We start from the raw sequence: 15141 nt of genomic DNA, 5'->3' as shown, positions 1-15141 counted from the left end.
CGGCAGATGAGTCTCGGTGCGTTCCTGATGGAAACCGGCCACCACATCGCCGCATGGCGTCACCCGGACACGCACGCGGCCGGCGGTCTGGACTTCGCGCACTACGCGGAACTCGCGCGCATCGCCGAGCGCGCCAAGTTCGACACGATTTTCTTCGCGGACAGCGTCAGCGTGCGCGACACCAACCTGCCGTCGCTGTCGCGTACCGCGCGGGCCGATCACTTCGAGCCGTTGACGCTGCTGTCCGCGCTGTCGGTCGTGACCGAGCGCATCGGCCTGATCGCGACCGTATCGACCAGCTTCAACGAGCCGTACAACGTCGCGCGCAAGTTCGCGTCGCTCGATCATCTGAGCGGCGGCCGTTCCGGCTGGAATCTGGTGACCTCGAGCACCGAGACCGAAGCGCACAACTTCAGCCGCGACAGGCACCTCGATCACGCGGTGCGCTACGAGCGCGCCAAAGAGTTTTACGACGTGGTCGCGGGCCTGTGGGATAGTTGGGAGGACGATGCATTCGTGCGCGACAAGGCGAGCGGCATCTATTTCGACGCCGACAAGCTGCACGTGCTCGGCTATCGCGGCAAGCACTTCAGCGTGCGCGGACCGCTGAACGTCGCGCGCTCGCCGCAGGGCTGGCCGGTCGTCGTGCAGGCCGGCGCATCGGAAGCCGGCCGGGAGCTGGCCGCGCAAACGGCCGAGGTGATTTTCGTCGCGCATCAGACGCTGGGCGAAGCGCAGCAGTTCTATCGCGACGTCAAAGGCCGGCTCGCGCGCTACGGCCGCAAGCCTGAGCATCTGAAGATCATGCCCGGCATCTTTCCGGTGATCGGCAGGACCCAGCAGGAAGCGCAGGACAAGTTCGACGCGTTGCAGCAGCTGATCGATCCGGTGGTCGGCCTCGCGTTGCTGTCGAACATGTCGGGCGGTGTCGATCTGTCGTCCTACCCGCTCGACGGCCCGGTGCCCGAGCTGCCCGAAACCAACGGCGGCAAGAGCCGGCAACGGCTGCTGCTCGATCTCGCGCGGCGCGACAACCTGACGATCCGCGAGCTGTATCTGCGCATCGCGGGCGCGCGCGGACATCAGCAGGTGATCGGTACGCCGCAGAGCATCGCGGACCAGTTGCAGCAATGGTTCGAAGAGGAAGGCGCGGACGGCTTCAACATCATGTCGCCGTGGCTGCCGGGCGGTCTCAGTGAATTCGCCGAGACCGTCGTGCCGGAATTGCAGCGCCGCAGGCTGTTTCGCACCGAGTATGCGGGGCGCACGTTGCGCGAGCATCTCGGCTTGCCGCGTCCGGTCAATCGCTACACGCAAAACGCGCGCGAGCGCGGCGAACTGGCTGCGGCCGCTTCGTGAAGTCCGGCGAGCTGGTGCCGTGAACTGCCTGCGCAGGCCGGCCGGCATCGCGCAACGCGGGTCGGCGCCGGCCACGGCCGGCCCGCCGCAACACGCGGATCACAACCGCCCGGGCCGCGGATCCGGCACGAAGCCGGCATGGTTCGGCATCCTGATCGCGGCCAGCGCGGCCGCGTCGATGCGCGCATCGTCGGGCACGATGCCGTTACGGTTCAGAATCCACGCGCTCACCGCATACACTTCGTCCGCGCTCAGCGACTGCGGCGCGTTATACGGCATCGCGCGGCGAATATAGTCGAACAGCGTGGTCGCGTACGGCCAGTAGCTGCCGACCGTGCGCTTCGGATTCGCGCTCGCGAGCGTGCCCGCGCCGCCGATCAACTGATCGCCGATCAATCCCTCTCCTTTCGCGCCGTGGCAAGCAGCGCATTTGGCCGCGAAAATGCGGCCGCCCGTCGCGACATCGCCGGTGCCGGCCGGCAAACCGCGGCCGTCCGGCGCGACATCGATATTCCACGCACTGAGCGCGGCCTCGCCGACCGGTGTGCCAATCGCATCGACGGACTGGCGCCACTGCGCATTCGTGGCGGCGGACTGCGCCCCGTGGGTCGAATCCAACGAAGAGGCGCAACCGGCAAGCAGGCCGCCAACCACCAGCGCCGCTAACAGCCCCGGCATGCTTCGCGACGGCGTCGGCACAAGGAACCGCACACGCTCACGCATTTTTCACGCTCCCATCGGCTTCGATGCGCCACTGCTGAATGCCGTTGTAGTGATAGTTCGAATTCAGTCCGCGCGCGGCGACGAGCGCCTCGCGGGTCGGTTGCACGTAGCCGGTCGAGTCCGTTGCGCGCGACAGGATCGCGGTCGGCGCGCCGTTCCACACGAAGCCCGCCTCGAAGCGCGTCAACGCGCGATCGCGCGCCGGCTCGTCGAGCCGCGCCGCCTGCCACGTCGCGCCGCCGTCGCTCGACACTTCGACCTTGCGAATCGCGCCGCGTCCGGACCACGCGATGCCGACGACCGGATAAAAGCCGTGCACGCTAAGGCGCTGCCCCGCCGACGGCCGCGTGATCACCGACTTCGCGTCCATTTCGAACACGAACTGACGAGCCCGGCCATCGGGCAACAAGCTCGTGTATTTCGACGTCTCTTCGCGCGTCTGCAACGGCGCGGCGACGATCTTCAGCCGACGCAGCCACTTCACGTTGGTATTGCCCTCGAAGCCCGGCACCAGCAAACGCAGCGGGTAGCCGTTCTCCGGCCGCAGCCGTTCGCCGTTCTGCGCATAGACGACGAGCGCGCTTTCGAGAATCCGCTGGAGCGGCAAACTGCGCGTCATCGCCGCGGCGTCCGCGCCTTCGGCGAGCAGCCATTGCGGCGCGGCGCCGTTACCGTTCGCGGTGACACCGCCGACCGCTTCGAGCAGCGTCGATAACCGGACACCGGTCCATTCGCAGCACGACAGCAGTCCGTGCGTGATTTGCACCGGCAAACCGCTGGGCCCTTTCCATTCGCTCGCGGTATTGCCCGAGCATTCGAGAAAATGAATCCGCGACTCCGACGGCAGCCGCAGCAAATCGTCCATCGTGAAGAGTTTCGGTTCGCGCACCAGACCGTGGATTGCGAGCCGGTGCGCTTGCGGATCGATGCCGGGCACGCCGGCGTGATGGCGCTCGTAGACGAGGCCATTCGGCGTGATCGAACCGTGCAGATCCGCAAGCGGCGTCAGCGACGACGCGGCGCCCGGCATCGGCCACGCGCGGGCCGCGCGCCGCACCACCTGCGCTTCGTGCGCGGACGGCAAGCCATACGGATGTTCGAGAATCGGCGCGCCGGGCGTTTGCGTCCACGGATCGACGGCGATGGGCTGCAACAGCGTCGCGGCCTTCACATTGGGGGCAGCCAGCGCGCTCAATGCAAGCGCGCCGAGCATGCGCCGGCGCGGCGAAGCGGGTTCATTCGATTGGTTACTTGAGGACGCGCCACTCGGCGCGCGTTGTGGGTCCTGACTGACAGGCGATTGCGGTGATTGTCGCGACATGCTGGGGCCGCCGGGCGGCGGATCGATGACCAGCGTCCGAGTATAGGCAGTGTCCGCGCGCGCTTCAAAGCCGATTCGGACTAACGATATGACGGCCGGCGATATCCGGCGAACCGCTCAGCGCTTTTCGCCCCGCTCAATTGCACCCCGTTATTCCGGCGCGATTTCGCCGCTCAGACAGAATGAATCGAGCGTGTAGCCCATGTTGAAATAGCCGGCGCGCGCGTAGACCGCGATTCGTTCGAGGCGCTCGGGTTCGGTCGCGAGAGCCCCGGCGTGATCTTCGAACCGTTGATGAAACCGCTGCCGCGCCGCTGCGAACGGAGCGAACACGGTGCGCCGATAGATCGCTGCAAGATTGACTGACATCATGCACTCCTGCTGGTGGCATTAAACGAATCTAGTCACCGGCGCGCGCGGGCGCAAACAAGCATTTGTGCAATGCTTTGCGACTTCGCTGCAATGTCCCGCGCGGCCCGCGCCTTTGCGCTTTTGCGCTTTTCCTCTCGCAATCTAATTGAGCGCAACCGCGGCCGCCGCGCCGACCGGCGAACCCTGCAGCGACACCGACGCACGCCCGTCGGGCCCGACCGGCACGTCGCCGACCAGAGTCGTGCGATACAGCTGCCGGTCGAAATCCAGATCGAAAATATCGGTCGGCGCGAGATGCGCGGTCGTGCGGTTGTCCCAGAACGCGATGCTGCCCGGCTCCCATTTGAAGCGCACCGTGAACTCCGGCCGCGTCACGTGCTCCCACAGCAATTCGAGCAGTAGCTGGCTTTCGCGCGGCGTCACGCCGGAAATCTGCTTCAGGAATCCCGGGCTCACATACAGCGCGCGCTCGCCGGTTTCCGGATGCACGCGCACCAGCGGATGCTCGCTGACGAGCGTGTGCTGGTCGACCGCCGAGACAAACGAAGCGGTACCCTGCGCTCCCTGCGGCGGCGCAAAGCGATGCACGCCGCGCAGTTGGTCGACGAATCCGCGCAGCGGCTCCGACAACTTTTCGTAGGCGACCACGAGATTGGTCCATTGGGTGTCGCCGCCATACGGCGGAATCGTCACGCCGCGCAGGATCGATGCGAACGGTGGATTGACGGCAGCCGTCACGTCGGTATGCCAGCCGGTCCACGGCCGTAACAGCGGTTGGCCCTCGAAGCGGGTCGCCTGGCGAAACTTCGCAATCGAATAGACCTGCGGGTGCCCGTCGACATGACCGAACACCGGATGCCCGACCGTCAGTTCACCGAACTGCGCGGAAAAGGCCACGTGCTGTTCGTGGCTCAAAAACTGTTCGCGGAAAAACACCACCCGCCACTTGAGCAACGCGGCGCGGATCGCCGCGATCTGCTTCGGGTCCAGCGGCCGGGTCAGATCCACGCCGCTGATCTGCGCGCCGATATGCGCGGACAGCGGGCTGATCTGAAGCTCTGCTTCGTCGTATACGGGGATTGCACTCATCGTTGATCTCCTTGGTCGCGGCTGCCGGCTAGTCAGTATAGGAACGCGCCGCGACGACGCTAACCACCGATTTGCGCTTTGATTATTCGCGCGAATGCTATCGGCACGTGATATCCGTGACAGCCGCGCGCTGCTTTCGATATGCACAGAGATTGGTTGGCTTTGCGCGAGCGTCGAATTAACGTGCTGACTCCGGAGCTCGTTAGCGCGCCGCCGATCCACCTATCGACAAGGAAAAAATCAATGAGCCTGCGCCCTTTACATGACCGTGTGATCGTCAAGCGTCTCGATCAGGAAACCCGCACCGCGTCGGGCATCGTGATCCCCGACAGCGCCGCGGAAAAGCCGGACCAGGGCGAAATCCTCGCGGTCGGCCCGGGCCGCCGTGGCGACGACGGCAAGCGCGTCGAACCGGATCTGCAGATCGGCGATCGCGTGCTGTTCGGCAAATACGCGGGCCAGGCGGTGAAGGTCGACGGCAACGAACTGCTGGTCCTGCGTGAAGAAGATATCGTCGCGGTCGTTCAATAACTTTGAGGAGCATAAAAACATGGCAGCCAAAGAAGTCGCATTCAGCGACAACGCACGGTCGAAACTGGTTGAAGGCGTCAACCTGCTCGCCAACGCGGTCAAGGTGACGCTCGGGCCGAAGGGCCGCAACGTCGTGCTCGAACGCAGTTTCGGCAGCCCGGTCGTGACCAAGGACGGGGTATCCGTCGCGAAGGAAATCGAACTGGCCGACAAGGTGCAGAACATTGGCGCGCAACTGGTCAAGGAAGTCGCGTCGAAGACCAGCGACGCGGCCGGCGACGGCACCACGACCGCCACCGTGCTCGCCCAGGCGATCGTGCGGGAAGGCCAGAAATACGTCGCCGCCGGGCTGAACCCCGCCGATCTGAAACGCGGGATCGACAAGGCCGTGATCGCGGCCGTCGAGGAACTGAAAAAGATCAGCAAGCCGACCACCACCAGCAAGGAAATCGCGCAGGTCGCGACGATCTCGGCCAACGGCGAGGAATCGATCGGCCAACGGATCGCCGAGGCGATCGACCGGGTCGGCAAGGAAGGGGTGATCACCGTCGAAGACGGCAAGTCGCTCGCGGACGAACTCGACGTGGTCGAAGGCCTGCAGTTCGACCGCGGCTACCTGTCGCCGTACTTCATCAATAATCAGGATCGCCAACTGGCGGTGCTCGAACAACCGTTCGTGCTGCTGCACGACAAGAAGATTTCTAACATCCGCGATCTGCTGCCGGTGCTCGAACAGGTCGCGAAAGCCGGCCGGCCGCTGCTCATCATCGCGGAGGACGTCGAAGGCGAAGCGCTCGCAACGCTCGTCGTGAACAATATTCGCGGCATTCTCAAAACGGTCGCGGTGAAGGCGCCCGGCTTCGGCGATCGTCGCAAGGCGCTGCTCGAAGATATCGCGATTCTGACCGGTGGCCAGGTGATTGCCGAGGAAACCGGGCTGACGCTGGAGAAAGCGACGCTCGCCGAGCTGGGCCAGGCCACGCGGATCGAGGTCGGCAAGGAAAACACCACGGTCATCGACGGCGCCGGCGAAAAAGCCAACATCGAAGCGCGCGTGAAGCAGATCCGCGCGCAGATCGCCGAAGCCACGTCCGACTACGACCGCGAAAAACTGCAGGAACGCGTCGCGAAACTCGCGGGCGGCGTGGCCGTGATCAAGGTCGGCGGTGCGACGGAAATCGAGGTCAAGGAGAAGAAGGACCGCGTCGACGACGCGCTGCACGCGACCCGCGCGGCGGTCGAGGAAGGCATCGTGCCGGGCGGCGGCGTCGCGCTGATTCGCGTGAAGCAGGCGATCGCCGCACTGCAGGGCGCCAATGCGGATCAGAACGCCGGCATCAACATCGTGCGCCGCGCGCTCGAAGAACCACTGCGCCAGATCGTCGCCAACGCGGGCGAAGAAGCGAGCGTGATCGTCGCGAAGGTGGCCGAAGGCAGCGGCAACTACGGGTACAACGCGGCCACCGGCGAATACGGCGACCTGGTCGAGACCGGCGTCGTCGATCCGACCAAGGTCACGCGCACCGCGCTGCAGAATGCGGCTTCCGTCGCGAGCCTGCTGCTGACCACCGACGCCACCGTGTACGAAGCGCCGAAAGACGCGGCAGCGGCCGCTGCGCCGGCGGGTCCGGGCGCCGGCGGTCCGGGCTTCGACTTCTGATTAACGGTGGATGAATTGCTGACGCCTTCGGGCGTCAGCGGGCGTCAGTGCTACGCAGCGCCGCGCATCGCTATTCACGATACGCGGCGCTTGCGCTCACGCGCTCAACGCGTCGCGCTGATAACGCGACACCGGCTGCCGCAAGCCGAGATTTTCCCGCAACGTGCTGCCTTCGTACTCGTCGCGAAACAGGCCCCTGCGCCGCAATTCCGGCAGCACCAGTTCGATGAAGTCGTCGAGACTATTGGGCAGCAATGCCGGCATCACGTTGTAGCCGTCGGCGCCGTAGTTGACGAAGCGCTCCTCGAGCGCATCGGCGATCTGCTTCGGGGTCCCGACCAGTTGCCAATGTCCGCGCGCGCCGGCCACCCGCAGATACAGTTCGCGGATCGTCAGGTTCTCGCGCCGCGCGAGCTCCAGCGTCAACGACTGGCGGCTCTTGCTCGCATTGGTTTCCGGCAGTTCCGGAATCGGTCCGTCGAGCGGATAGCCGGACAGATCGAAGCCGCCGGTCAGCCCGGACACCAGCGACAGCCCCACTGCCGGGTCGATCAGCGCCTGTAGCGCGGCGAATTTCTCGCGCGCTTCGCTCTCGCTCGTGCCGACGATCGGCATCACGCCCGGCATGATCTTCAGATCGTCCGCGTCGCGGCCGTACTGCGCGAGCCGGCCCTTCACGTCCGCGTAAAACGCGACCGCGTCTTCGAGCGTCTGCTGCGCGGTGAAGATCACCTCCGCGGTGCGCGCGGCCAGCGCCTTACCGGCTTCCGACGAACCCGCCTGCACCAGCACCGGCCGGCCCTGCGGCGAGCGTTCGACGTTCAACGGTCCGCGCACGTTGAAGAATTCGCCGCGATGGTCGAGCACGTGGCGGTTGGCCGGATCGAAATAGCGGCCGGCCGCCTTGTCGCGCACGAACGCGTGTTCGTCCCAGCTGTCCCACAGCCCCTCGACCACCTCCGCGAATTCGGTCGCGCGCTCGTAGCGGCGCGCGTGCGCGAGATGTTCGTCGAAGCCGAAGTTCTTCGCCTCGTGCGCGCTCGACGACGTGACCAGATTCCAGCCCGCGCGTCCGCCGCTGATGTGATCGAGCGACGCGAACTTGCGCGCGATGTGATACGGCTCGTTGAACGTCGTGGAGGCGGTGCCGACGAGACCGATCCGTTCGGTCACCGCGGCCAGCGCCGACAGCAGCGTGAGCGGTTCGAACTGCGCGACGTAGCTATGCGCGGTGCGGCTCAGAAAGTCGACGTTGTCGCCGCGCGTGCCCGAGCCGTCGGCGAGAAAGACCAGATCGAACTTCGCCGCTTCGGCCGCCTGGGCAAGCCGCACGTAGTGACGAAAGTCGCGGCCCGCCGCCGGATGCGCATCCGGATGACGCCACGCGGCGATGTGATGGCCGGTCGGGTAGAGAAAGGCGCCGAGGCGCAGATGTCCTTTACGTTGGCTCATGGTGTGTGCGAAAGGTGGGGCGGCGCGACGCGGGCGCCGTGGGTGTCAGGCGCTCGCGCGCCAGCGTTGCGGATTGACGGGTCGCGCGAGGCCGAGGTGCTCGCGCAAGGTGGTGCCGTCGTATTCGGTGCGGAAAATGCCGCGCTGCTGCAGGATCGGCACGACGCCATCGACGAAATCGCGCAGTCCGCCGGGCAGCGCGTCGGGCATCAGGTTGAAACCATCGGCCGCTTCGCCGTCGAACCAGTGCTGGATGTCGTCGGTGATCTGTTCAGGGGTCCCGACGATCACCCGGTGGCCGGTGCCGCCCGCCAGCGCGCGGATCAGTTCGCGCACCGTATGGCCGTGCCGGCGCGCTTCGGCCAGCGTCGCATGAAAGAACGTGTGGTTGCCGTTGCCGCCGCCGGGCAGCGGCAGATCGTCGGGCAGGCGCGCGTCGAGCTTCAGGCGCGCGACGTCGATCCCCAGCGTGCCGGCGAGCCGGTTCAGGCTGTAGTTCCACGGAATCTGTTCGACCAGCTCGTCGCGGCGGCGCTGCGCGTCCCGCTCGGTCGCGCCGATGATGGTCGTCAGCCCCGCCAGCACCTTGACGTTGGCGCGGCCATACGCGGCCGCGCGCTGATTCAGATCGCGCCGGTAAGCGGCCGACTCCTCGAACGACTGCGACGCGGAAAACACCGCCTCGGCATGGCGCGCGGCCAGCTCGCGGCCATGCGCCGACGCACCGGCCTGCACCAGCACCGGATGTCCTTGCGGCGGGCGCGGCAGGTTCAGCGCGCCTTGCACGTCGAAATGGCGGCCGCGATGCGCGACCGGATGCACTTTGGCGACGTCGACGAAACGGCCGTCGGCCTTGTTGCCGACGAACGCGTCGTCCTCCCAGCTGTCCCACAGCGCCTTGACCACTTCGGTGAATTCGGCCGCGCGCTCGTAGCGCTGCGCATGCTCCGGCACCGCGGCGCTGCCGAAGTTGCGCGCGGACGGCAGATCGGCGGTGGTCACCACGTTCCAGCCCGCCCGGCCATTGCTGACGTGATCGAGCGTCGCAAAACGCCGCGCGATGTTGTACGGCTCGTTGTAACTCGTCGACGCGGTGCCGATCACACCGATATGCGTGGTCGCCGCCGCGATGCTGGCGAGCAGCACGGTCGGCTCGAGCGCGGTAATCGGGCGAAAGTCGATCTGATCGACGATCGCCGCGTTGTCGGCGAGAAACACCGCGTCGAGCTTGCCGGCCTCGGCCAGCCGCGCGACCCGCACATAGTGATCGACATCGACGAACGCACGCGGATCGGCTTCTTCGAGCCGCCACGCGGACGGCACGAAACCCGAGTGCAGGATGTTGACATTCAGGTGCAGACGACGCGGCGCAGCGCGTGACGGCAAGCGACTCATCTGTGCTTCCCCCACCCTGTTCAATGCACTTTCGGAAAGCCGTGCCGCTCGGCGAGCAGATCGAGAATACGGCGCGGGTCGGTGACGAAGCGCCGCTCGCCGAGCGTCCCGGCGTCGGCGGGCGCCGGCTGTTCGTCGCCGAACACGAGCGCCGGCAACCCCTGATGCGCTTCGTCGAGCACTTCGATCACCGCCTTGCGGGGCCGCTCGAAAGGCACGCGCAACACGTCGAGCGCGGCCGCGCGTGCCGGGTCGCTCGCGAGCAGTCCCTCGATCGGCGCGCCATGCGGGCAGATGAAGCGCTCGCCGGGATGGTTGGGATCGGTGAATCCGGGTTCCAGCAGAATCAGAAGATCTCGGCTCATTGGGCAGGTTTCCTTGGTAGTTAGCTTTAGCGTTCGATGTACAGGTCGGCGAAGTTGCCGCGAATGCCCTCGCCGCCCGGCGCGTAGTTCTTCACGTTCTTCGCCGAAATCGTGATGTTCGGGTTCGCGCCGAATTCGATCGACGCAATATCGTCGTGCACGATCTGCTGGAATTGCAGGAACAACTGGCGACGCTGCGCATCGTCGGTGGCGACGGAGGCCGCCTCCAGCAGACGGTCCACTTCCGGGTTCGAGTAATGCGCGGCATTCGAGAACGGCAGGCCGATCTTGAAGTTCTTCGACCAGAACACCCGCTGCACGCCGACGGTCGGATCGAAAGTGTTCGACAGCGCTTCGAGCGTGATGTCGAACGCGCGATCGGTATAGGCCTTCTTCACGTAGGTCGCGAAGTCATAGCTTTCGATCTCGCCGTCGATTCCGATGCGCGCGAGCGACTGGCGCACGAAGTCCGCCGCGCGCGGATCCTGGAACGGGTTGTACAGCAGCCGCAATTTGAAGCGCTTGCCGTCCGCGCCGCGTTTGTAGCCGGCCGCATCGAGCGCGGCATTGGCCTGCGCGACGTCGTACGGGAAGTAGTGCACATCGGCGTTGTGATACTTCGTGTTCGCGGTGCCGATCGCGGCCGCCGACACCTGGCCATAGCCGTACCAGACCACGCGGTTCAGCGCGTTGACGTCGAGCGCCTGCGAAATCGCCTTGCGCACCGCCTTATCCTTCAGAACCGGGGTATCCAGATTGAAGATCAGTTGCTGATGGTTGCTGTTGTATGCCCAGTTGGTCGTATCGACATTGAACTTCGGCAGCGCGGTGAAGCGCTTCACGTCGGCCAGCGGAATCGCCTGATCGCCGAGGTTCGCGGCGCCGGATTCGAGCGCCGCGGCGCGCGCCGCGCCATCGGGCAGGAAACGCACGACGATTTTGTCGATATAGGGCTTGGGTTTGTCCCAGTAGTCCGGATTGCGTTCGAGCACGATGTCGCTGCCGTGCGCGAACGACTTGAACACGAACGGTCCGGTGCCGACCGGCGCGCTGTTGTACGGATTCGTCGCGATGTCGGTGCCTTCGTACAGGTGCCTCGGAATGATCGGCGACTCGGTGCCCGCGAGCGCGGTGAGCAGGAACGGTGCCGGCTTCGACAACTCGACGATCGCGGTGTACGGGTCCGGCGTTTTCACGTCGGTCACGTTCGCAAAGGTACTGCGCCCGCGCGGGTGCACCTGCTTGAGCGTCAGAATCGAAAACGCCACGTCGGCCGAAGTGAACGGCTTGCCGTCATGCCACTTCACACCATGACGCAGATTGAAACGGTATTGCAGTCCGTCCAGGCTGACCGTCCATGAGGTGGCCAGCAGCGGCTTCGGGTTCAGGTTCGGGTCGTAGGTCAGCAAGCCTTCGACCACCTTCGGTCCGATCTCCGCATTGCCGCCGGCGGTGGTCGTCAACGGCACGATCGACGCCGGTTCCGGGGTCACCAGCCAGGTCAACGTGCCGCCGCTGGCGGGCGCGGCGCTCGCGGCGGCGCTCACGCCGGCAAGCCACGCACCGACCAGCAGCGCGCCGAGCACGCGCGCTCGTGCGCCATGAGTCGTTCTCATCGGGATCCTTATTATTTTGCGGAAGCGGTTACCAGATGTCGCGCCGACTCGCCGGGCGCGCGGGCCACGCTGACGTGACGCAATTCGCCGGCGATCACCTGCGGGTTCTTCAGCAGGTTGTAGATCGGGCACACCGCCTCCACCGCCTCATGCAGCGCGCGAATCGCGGCGGCCGGCTCGGGCGACACGATGTCGAGCGTATAGCGGATGTTGTGCGGAAAGATCGGCACATGTTCGAAGCCCGGCTGCTGCGCGAGCGGATGCTGGTCGCCGGTGACTTCCACGTCGATCGAATCGATTCGCAAGCCGCGCTCCGCCGCCTGGATCAGCGTGATGTGCGTGAGGCAGCTGCCGAGCACGCCGAGCTGCAATTCCGGCGACGCCGGCCCGAGGTTGTAGCCGGCGAAATCGGCCGGACTGTCGCTGATCACCTGGAAATCGCGAATGCGGATTTCGCGCACGCCGCTGCGCCCTAACGCGCGCACATTGGCCTTGAGCCGGTTGGCCTTGAGATCCGGATCGTTGCGCGCGGCTTCGCGTTTGGCAAGCCAAGCCGCGCGCTTCTGTACGAGGTACTCGTTGAGCGTCGTCATGTGTGGGTGGTTCGATTGAGCGGATTGAGCTGATTGAGCGGATCGAGCGGTGAGTCGAACGATACGGATACGCCGCACAGGATAGCTAGCCGCCGCGCGCGCACGAACCAAGCGATTCTGCTTTGCTTACGCGTGTGCGTCATTTCCGGCGGGCGCCTGGCACCGAGCGCCGGGCGCCGCGCTATCAACGCAGATAAGGATAGAAATTATTGTTCGTTGTCCGATCGGTCGAGTTGCCGGTAAGTTTTCACGGTTCGGCGATCGCTCCGAGCCGCTCGCCGCCACCGCCCCTCTCTACGCCCAACGACCGATTCTCATCGTGACCGAAACCGCCGAAACCCCCGAAACCCGCGAACTCCTGCGCGCCGCCGCCTCGCGCGCGTCCGCGCCATCTCCGGACGCCACGCCGTTCATGCCGGTACGCTCGCCCGCCGAATTTCCCAGCTCGCCGGTTGCGCGCGCACTCGAACAACCGCTGTTGCTCGGCCTGTTCCTGCCGATTCAGGCCGGCGGCTGGAGCGCGTCGACGCTGCCGCGCAGCACCGACTGGAATTTCGACTACAACCTCGGCTTAGTGCAGAAAGCGGAGAGCCTCGGCTTCGACCTGGTGTTCGCGCTGTCGCAGTGGCTGCCGAAAGGCGGTTATGGCGGCGTGTTCAACGGCGAGGCGCTCGACTCGTTCATGTCGCTCGCGGCGATGACCGCGCGCACCGAACGAATCATTCTGGTCGCCACCAGCCACGTGCTGTACGGCCCGTGGCATCCGCTGCACTTCGCGAAGTTCTGCGCGACGCTCGATCACATTTCGAAAGGCCGCTGGGGCATCAACGTGGTGACCGGCCATCGGGCGATCGAACACGAGATGTTCGGCTGGCACCGGATCGAGCACGACCGCCGCTATGAACTCGCGAGCGAATTTCTCGACGCGGTCCAGCAGCTATGGGCGCAACCGGATAACTTCAGCTTTGCGCCGTTGCTGTCGAGCTGGAAGCTCGACAAGGCGTTCGTCACGCCCAAACCGCAATTCGGGCGCCCGTTGCTGGTCAACGCGACCGGCTCGGACGCCGGCATCGAATTCGCCGCGCGGTACTCGGACGTGGTGTTCATCACCAGCCCCGCCGGCTCGGAAATCGAGGCCGCGCTGGCCGCGTTGCCCGCGCACACCGCGCGCGTGAAAGCCGCCGCCGCGAAGCACGGCCGCAAGATCCGCACGCTGATCAATCCGATGGTGATCTGCCGCGAAACGGCCGCGGAAGCGCTCGCCTATCGCGATGCGATCGTCGCGCACGGCGACGAGGGCAGCTTCCACCGCTTCGAGAGCGACGCGCACGCATGGCGCGGCAACGCCGAGCAGCGCAACCAGGCGGCCGCGCGCGCGGTCGGCGGCAACATCTCGATCGTCGGCTCGCCGCAGCAGGTCGCCGATTACATCGTGCGCCTGCATCGGGCCGGGATCGACGGCGTGCAATTGAGCTTTTTCGATTTCCAGCCGGACCTCGACTTCTTCGGCGCGCGCGTGTTGCCGCTATTGCGCGAAGCCGGTCTGCGCGTTTGAGCGTGCGTTCGAATTGCCGTTCTCCTTCCACTTCATGGTGAAACGCATGAGCCGACTCTGGTACACCCGCTGCCCCGCCCCCACTCCTTTCGGCATCGCCGCGCAGAAAGGCTGGCTCGACGAGGAATTCGCCGCCGACGGCATCGACGTAAAAGCACTGCAGGACGCCGACGACGTCGCGATCCGCCGCTCGCATTTCACCCACACGCAACCGTGGTCGTTTCGGCAGGGCGGCAATATTCCCGCGCTGTGGGCGCGCTCGCAAGGCAGCGATACGCGGTTGATCGGCCTGAGTTGGGTCGACGAATTCCAGGCGCTGATTACGCTCGACCGGCAACTCGATGCGAGCGCCGACGCGCTGGCCGGCCGACGCTTCGGACTGCCGCGCAATACCCGCGCGAGCGTAGTCGATTTTCATCGCGCGACCGCGTTGCGCGGCTTCGGTTCGTTGCTCGGCGCGCTCGGCGCGACGCTCGCGCAGGTGGAACTCATCGACCTGCCGCATACGCCGCGCGGTCTCGAAGACGCCAAACCCGCCGCTGATGCGCCGCTCGCGAGCTGGCTCGACGCGCAGCGCTCGCACGAATTCGCGCGTGAAGCCGCGGCCCTGCTGCGCGGCGAAGCCGACGTCGTGTTCGTGAAGGGCGCGACCGGCCTCGATATCGCGAATCTGCTGAACGCAAAGATTCTCGTGGATATAAACGCGCAGCCGAACCGGCTGCTGCACGCGAACAACGGCACGCCGCGACCGCTGACGGTCGACGCGCAATTGCTGCGCGAGCGTCCCGATCTGGTCGAGCGGGTGCTGGTCCGCACGCTCGATAGCGCCGACTGGGCCCAACGTCATGCCGGCGAGGTCGCGCAATACGTCGCGCGCGAAACCCGCAGCGCCGAACATTGGGTGCAGCGCGCGTATCCGGGTGGGCTTCACACGCAATTGCAGATCGGTCTCGACCCGCAAGCGTTGGCCGCGCTCTCCGACTTTAAGCAGTTCCTGTTCAAGTCGGGCTTTATTCCCACCGACTTCGATTTCGACGCATGGATCGATCCCGCGCCTTTGCGCGCCGCGCTGGCGCGCCGTGAAGCAGCGGCGCCCGCCACGGTCTGACG

General features: G+C 65.8%; 14 protein-coding genes. 5 read left to right on the top strand and 9 right to left on the bottom strand.

The window, feature by feature from the left end; all coding sequences use genetic code 11:
• Nucleotides 1-6: 6 nt before the first annotated feature.
• A complete protein-coding gene (locus LJ656_RS25185; protein ID WP_230512288.1) occupies nt 7-1359 on the top strand; it encodes an LLM class flavin-dependent oxidoreductase in 1353 nt (450 codons plus the stop codon).
• 99 nt (nt 1360-1458) lie between these two features.
• On the opposite strand, the gene LJ656_RS25180 is transcribed toward LJ656_RS25185, so the two are convergent.
• The 4 genes from LJ656_RS25180 to LJ656_RS25165 all read right to left on the bottom strand — a co-directional run bounded on the left by LJ656_RS25180 (nt 1459) and on the right by LJ656_RS25165 (nt 4864).
• Nucleotides 1459-2082 carry a c-type cytochrome gene (locus LJ656_RS25180; RefSeq protein WP_425606002.1) on the bottom strand — a complete coding sequence of 208 codons (624 nt, stop codon included), beginning with the start codon at nt 2080-2082 and terminating at the stop codon, nt 1459-1461.
• Nucleotides 2075-3295: a sulfite dehydrogenase gene (gene soxC, locus LJ656_RS25175; protein WP_230512239.1), complete on the bottom strand. Its 1221-nt coding sequence runs from the start codon at nt 3293-3295 to the stop codon at nt 2075-2077. Before soxC ends, LJ656_RS25180 begins: the two co-directional genes overlap by 8 nt.
• Nucleotides 3296-3553: 258 nt before the next feature.
• Nucleotides 3554-3772 (bottom strand): hypothetical protein, encoded by a 219-nt coding sequence (locus tag LJ656_RS25170; RefSeq protein ID WP_230512238.1) that lies wholly within the window; start codon nt 3770-3772, stop codon nt 3554-3556.
• A 144-nt stretch (nt 3773-3916) separates the two neighbouring features.
• Entirely contained in the window at nt 3917-4864 is a 948-nt protein-coding gene (locus tag LJ656_RS25165; RefSeq protein ID WP_230512237.1) for a TauD/TfdA dioxygenase family protein, read from the bottom strand.
• 243 nt (nt 4865-5107) lie between these two features.
• On the opposite strand from LJ656_RS25165, the gene LJ656_RS25160 reads away from it, so the two are divergent.
• The gene (locus tag LJ656_RS25160; RefSeq protein ID WP_230512236.1) at nt 5108-5395 is read left to right on the top strand and encodes a co-chaperone GroES; all 288 of its coding nucleotides are present in this window, start codon (nt 5108-5110) and stop codon (nt 5393-5395) included.
• A 19-nt stretch (nt 5396-5414) separates the two neighbouring features.
• Nucleotides 5415-7055 carry a chaperonin GroEL gene (groL, locus tag LJ656_RS25155; RefSeq protein WP_230512235.1) on the top strand — a complete coding sequence of 547 codons (1641 nt, stop codon included), beginning with the start codon at nt 5415-5417 and terminating at the stop codon, nt 7053-7055.
• A gap of 96 nt (nt 7056-7151) precedes the next feature.
• On the opposite strand, the gene LJ656_RS25150 is transcribed toward groL, so the two are convergent.
• Genes LJ656_RS25150 through LJ656_RS25130 form a run of 5 tightly spaced genes read right to left on the bottom strand, consistent with a single transcriptional unit; the run spans nt 7152 to nt 12476 of the window.
• Nucleotides 7152-8507, bottom strand: coding sequence for an LLM class flavin-dependent oxidoreductase (locus LJ656_RS25150; protein ID WP_230512234.1), 1356 nt, complete (start codon nt 8505-8507; stop codon nt 7152-7154).
• A gap of 45 nt (nt 8508-8552) precedes the next feature.
• Nucleotides 8553-9902: an LLM class flavin-dependent oxidoreductase gene (locus LJ656_RS25145; protein WP_230512233.1), complete on the bottom strand. Its 1350-nt coding sequence runs from the start codon at nt 9900-9902 to the stop codon at nt 8553-8555.
• 20 nt (nt 9903-9922) lie between these two features.
• On the bottom strand, nt 9923-10267 hold the full coding sequence (locus tag LJ656_RS25140; protein WP_230512232.1) for a DUF3088 domain-containing protein: 345 nt from the start codon (nt 10265-10267) through the stop codon (nt 9923-9925).
• Nucleotides 10268-10293: 26 nt separating this feature from the next.
• Complete coding sequence (locus LJ656_RS25135) at nt 10294-11883, bottom strand: ABC transporter substrate-binding protein (protein ID WP_230512231.1); 1590 nt, start codon at nt 11881-11883, stop codon at nt 10294-10296.
• 11 nt (nt 11884-11894) lie between these two features.
• On the bottom strand, nt 11895-12476 hold the full coding sequence (locus LJ656_RS25130; protein ID WP_230512230.1) for an OsmC family protein: 582 nt from the start codon (nt 12474-12476) through the stop codon (nt 11895-11897).
• A gap of 412 nt (nt 12477-12888) precedes the next feature.
• Between LJ656_RS25130 and LJ656_RS25125 the strand changes: the two genes are divergently transcribed.
• Both LJ656_RS25125 and LJ656_RS25120 read left to right on the top strand, forming a co-directional pair.
• Complete coding sequence (locus tag LJ656_RS25125; protein WP_230512287.1) at nt 12889-14031, top strand: LLM class flavin-dependent oxidoreductase; 1143 nt, start codon at nt 12889-12891, stop codon at nt 14029-14031.
• A 46-nt stretch (nt 14032-14077) separates the two neighbouring features.
• Nucleotides 14078-15139: an ABC transporter substrate-binding protein gene (locus tag LJ656_RS25120; protein WP_230512229.1), complete on the top strand. Its 1062-nt coding sequence runs from the start codon at nt 14078-14080 to the stop codon at nt 15137-15139.
• Nucleotides 15140-15141 lie beyond the last annotated feature (2 nt).

Origin of the sequence: Paraburkholderia sejongensis (assembly GCF_020880815.1) — a bacterium.
In the GTDB taxonomy this organism is placed as follows: domain Bacteria; phylum Pseudomonadota; class Gammaproteobacteria; order Burkholderiales; family Burkholderiaceae; genus Paraburkholderia; species Paraburkholderia sejongensis.
The sequence above is the reverse complement of the archived record's forward strand: the minus strand, read 5'-3'. Positions and strand labels throughout refer to the sequence as shown.

Bases quoted from the DNA above. Each gene is read 5' to 3' on its own strand.
- soxC (WP_230512239.1), bottom strand. From the start codon at position 3,295: ATGCTCGGCGCGCTTGCATTGAGCGCGCTGGCTGCCCCCAATGTGAAG.
- LJ656_RS25140 (WP_230512232.1), bottom strand. From the start codon at position 10,267: ATGAGCCGAGATCTTCTGATTCTGCTGGAACCCGGATTCACCGATCCC.
- LJ656_RS25170 (WP_230512238.1), bottom strand. From the start codon at position 3,772: ATGTCAGTCAATCTTGCAGCGATCTATCGGCGCACCGTGTTCGCTCCG.
- LJ656_RS25160 (WP_230512236.1), top strand. From the start codon at position 5,108: ATGAGCCTGCGCCCTTTACATGACCGTGTGATCGTCAAGCGTCTCGAT.
- LJ656_RS25180 (WP_425606002.1), bottom strand. From the start codon at position 2,082: ATGCGTGAGCGTGTGCGGTTCCTTGTGCCGACGCCGTCGCGAAGCATG.
- LJ656_RS25130 (WP_230512230.1), bottom strand. From the start codon at position 12,476: ATGACGACGCTCAACGAGTACCTCGTACAGAAGCGCGCGGCTTGGCTT.
- LJ656_RS25150 (WP_230512234.1), bottom strand. From the start codon at position 8,507: ATGAGCCAACGTAAAGGACATCTGCGCCTCGGCGCCTTTCTCTACCCG.
- LJ656_RS25165 (WP_230512237.1), bottom strand. From the start codon at position 4,864: ATGAGTGCAATCCCCGTATACGACGAAGCAGAGCTTCAGATCAGCCCG.
- LJ656_RS25125 (WP_230512287.1), top strand. From the start codon at position 12,889: ATGCCGGTACGCTCGCCCGCCGAATTTCCCAGCTCGCCGGTTGCGCGC.
- LJ656_RS25145 (WP_230512233.1), bottom strand. From the start codon at position 9,902: ATGAGTCGCTTGCCGTCACGCGCTGCGCCGCGTCGTCTGCACCTGAAT.
- LJ656_RS25120 (WP_230512229.1), top strand. From the start codon at position 14,078: ATGAGCCGACTCTGGTACACCCGCTGCCCCGCCCCCACTCCTTTCGGC.
- groL (WP_230512235.1), top strand. From the start codon at position 5,415: ATGGCAGCCAAAGAAGTCGCATTCAGCGACAACGCACGGTCGAAACTG.
- LJ656_RS25185 (WP_230512288.1), top strand. From the start codon at position 7: ATGAGTCTCGGTGCGTTCCTGATGGAAACCGGCCACCACATCGCCGCA.
- LJ656_RS25135 (WP_230512231.1), bottom strand. From the start codon at position 11,883: ATGAGAACGACTCATGGCGCACGAGCGCGCGTGCTCGGCGCGCTGCTG.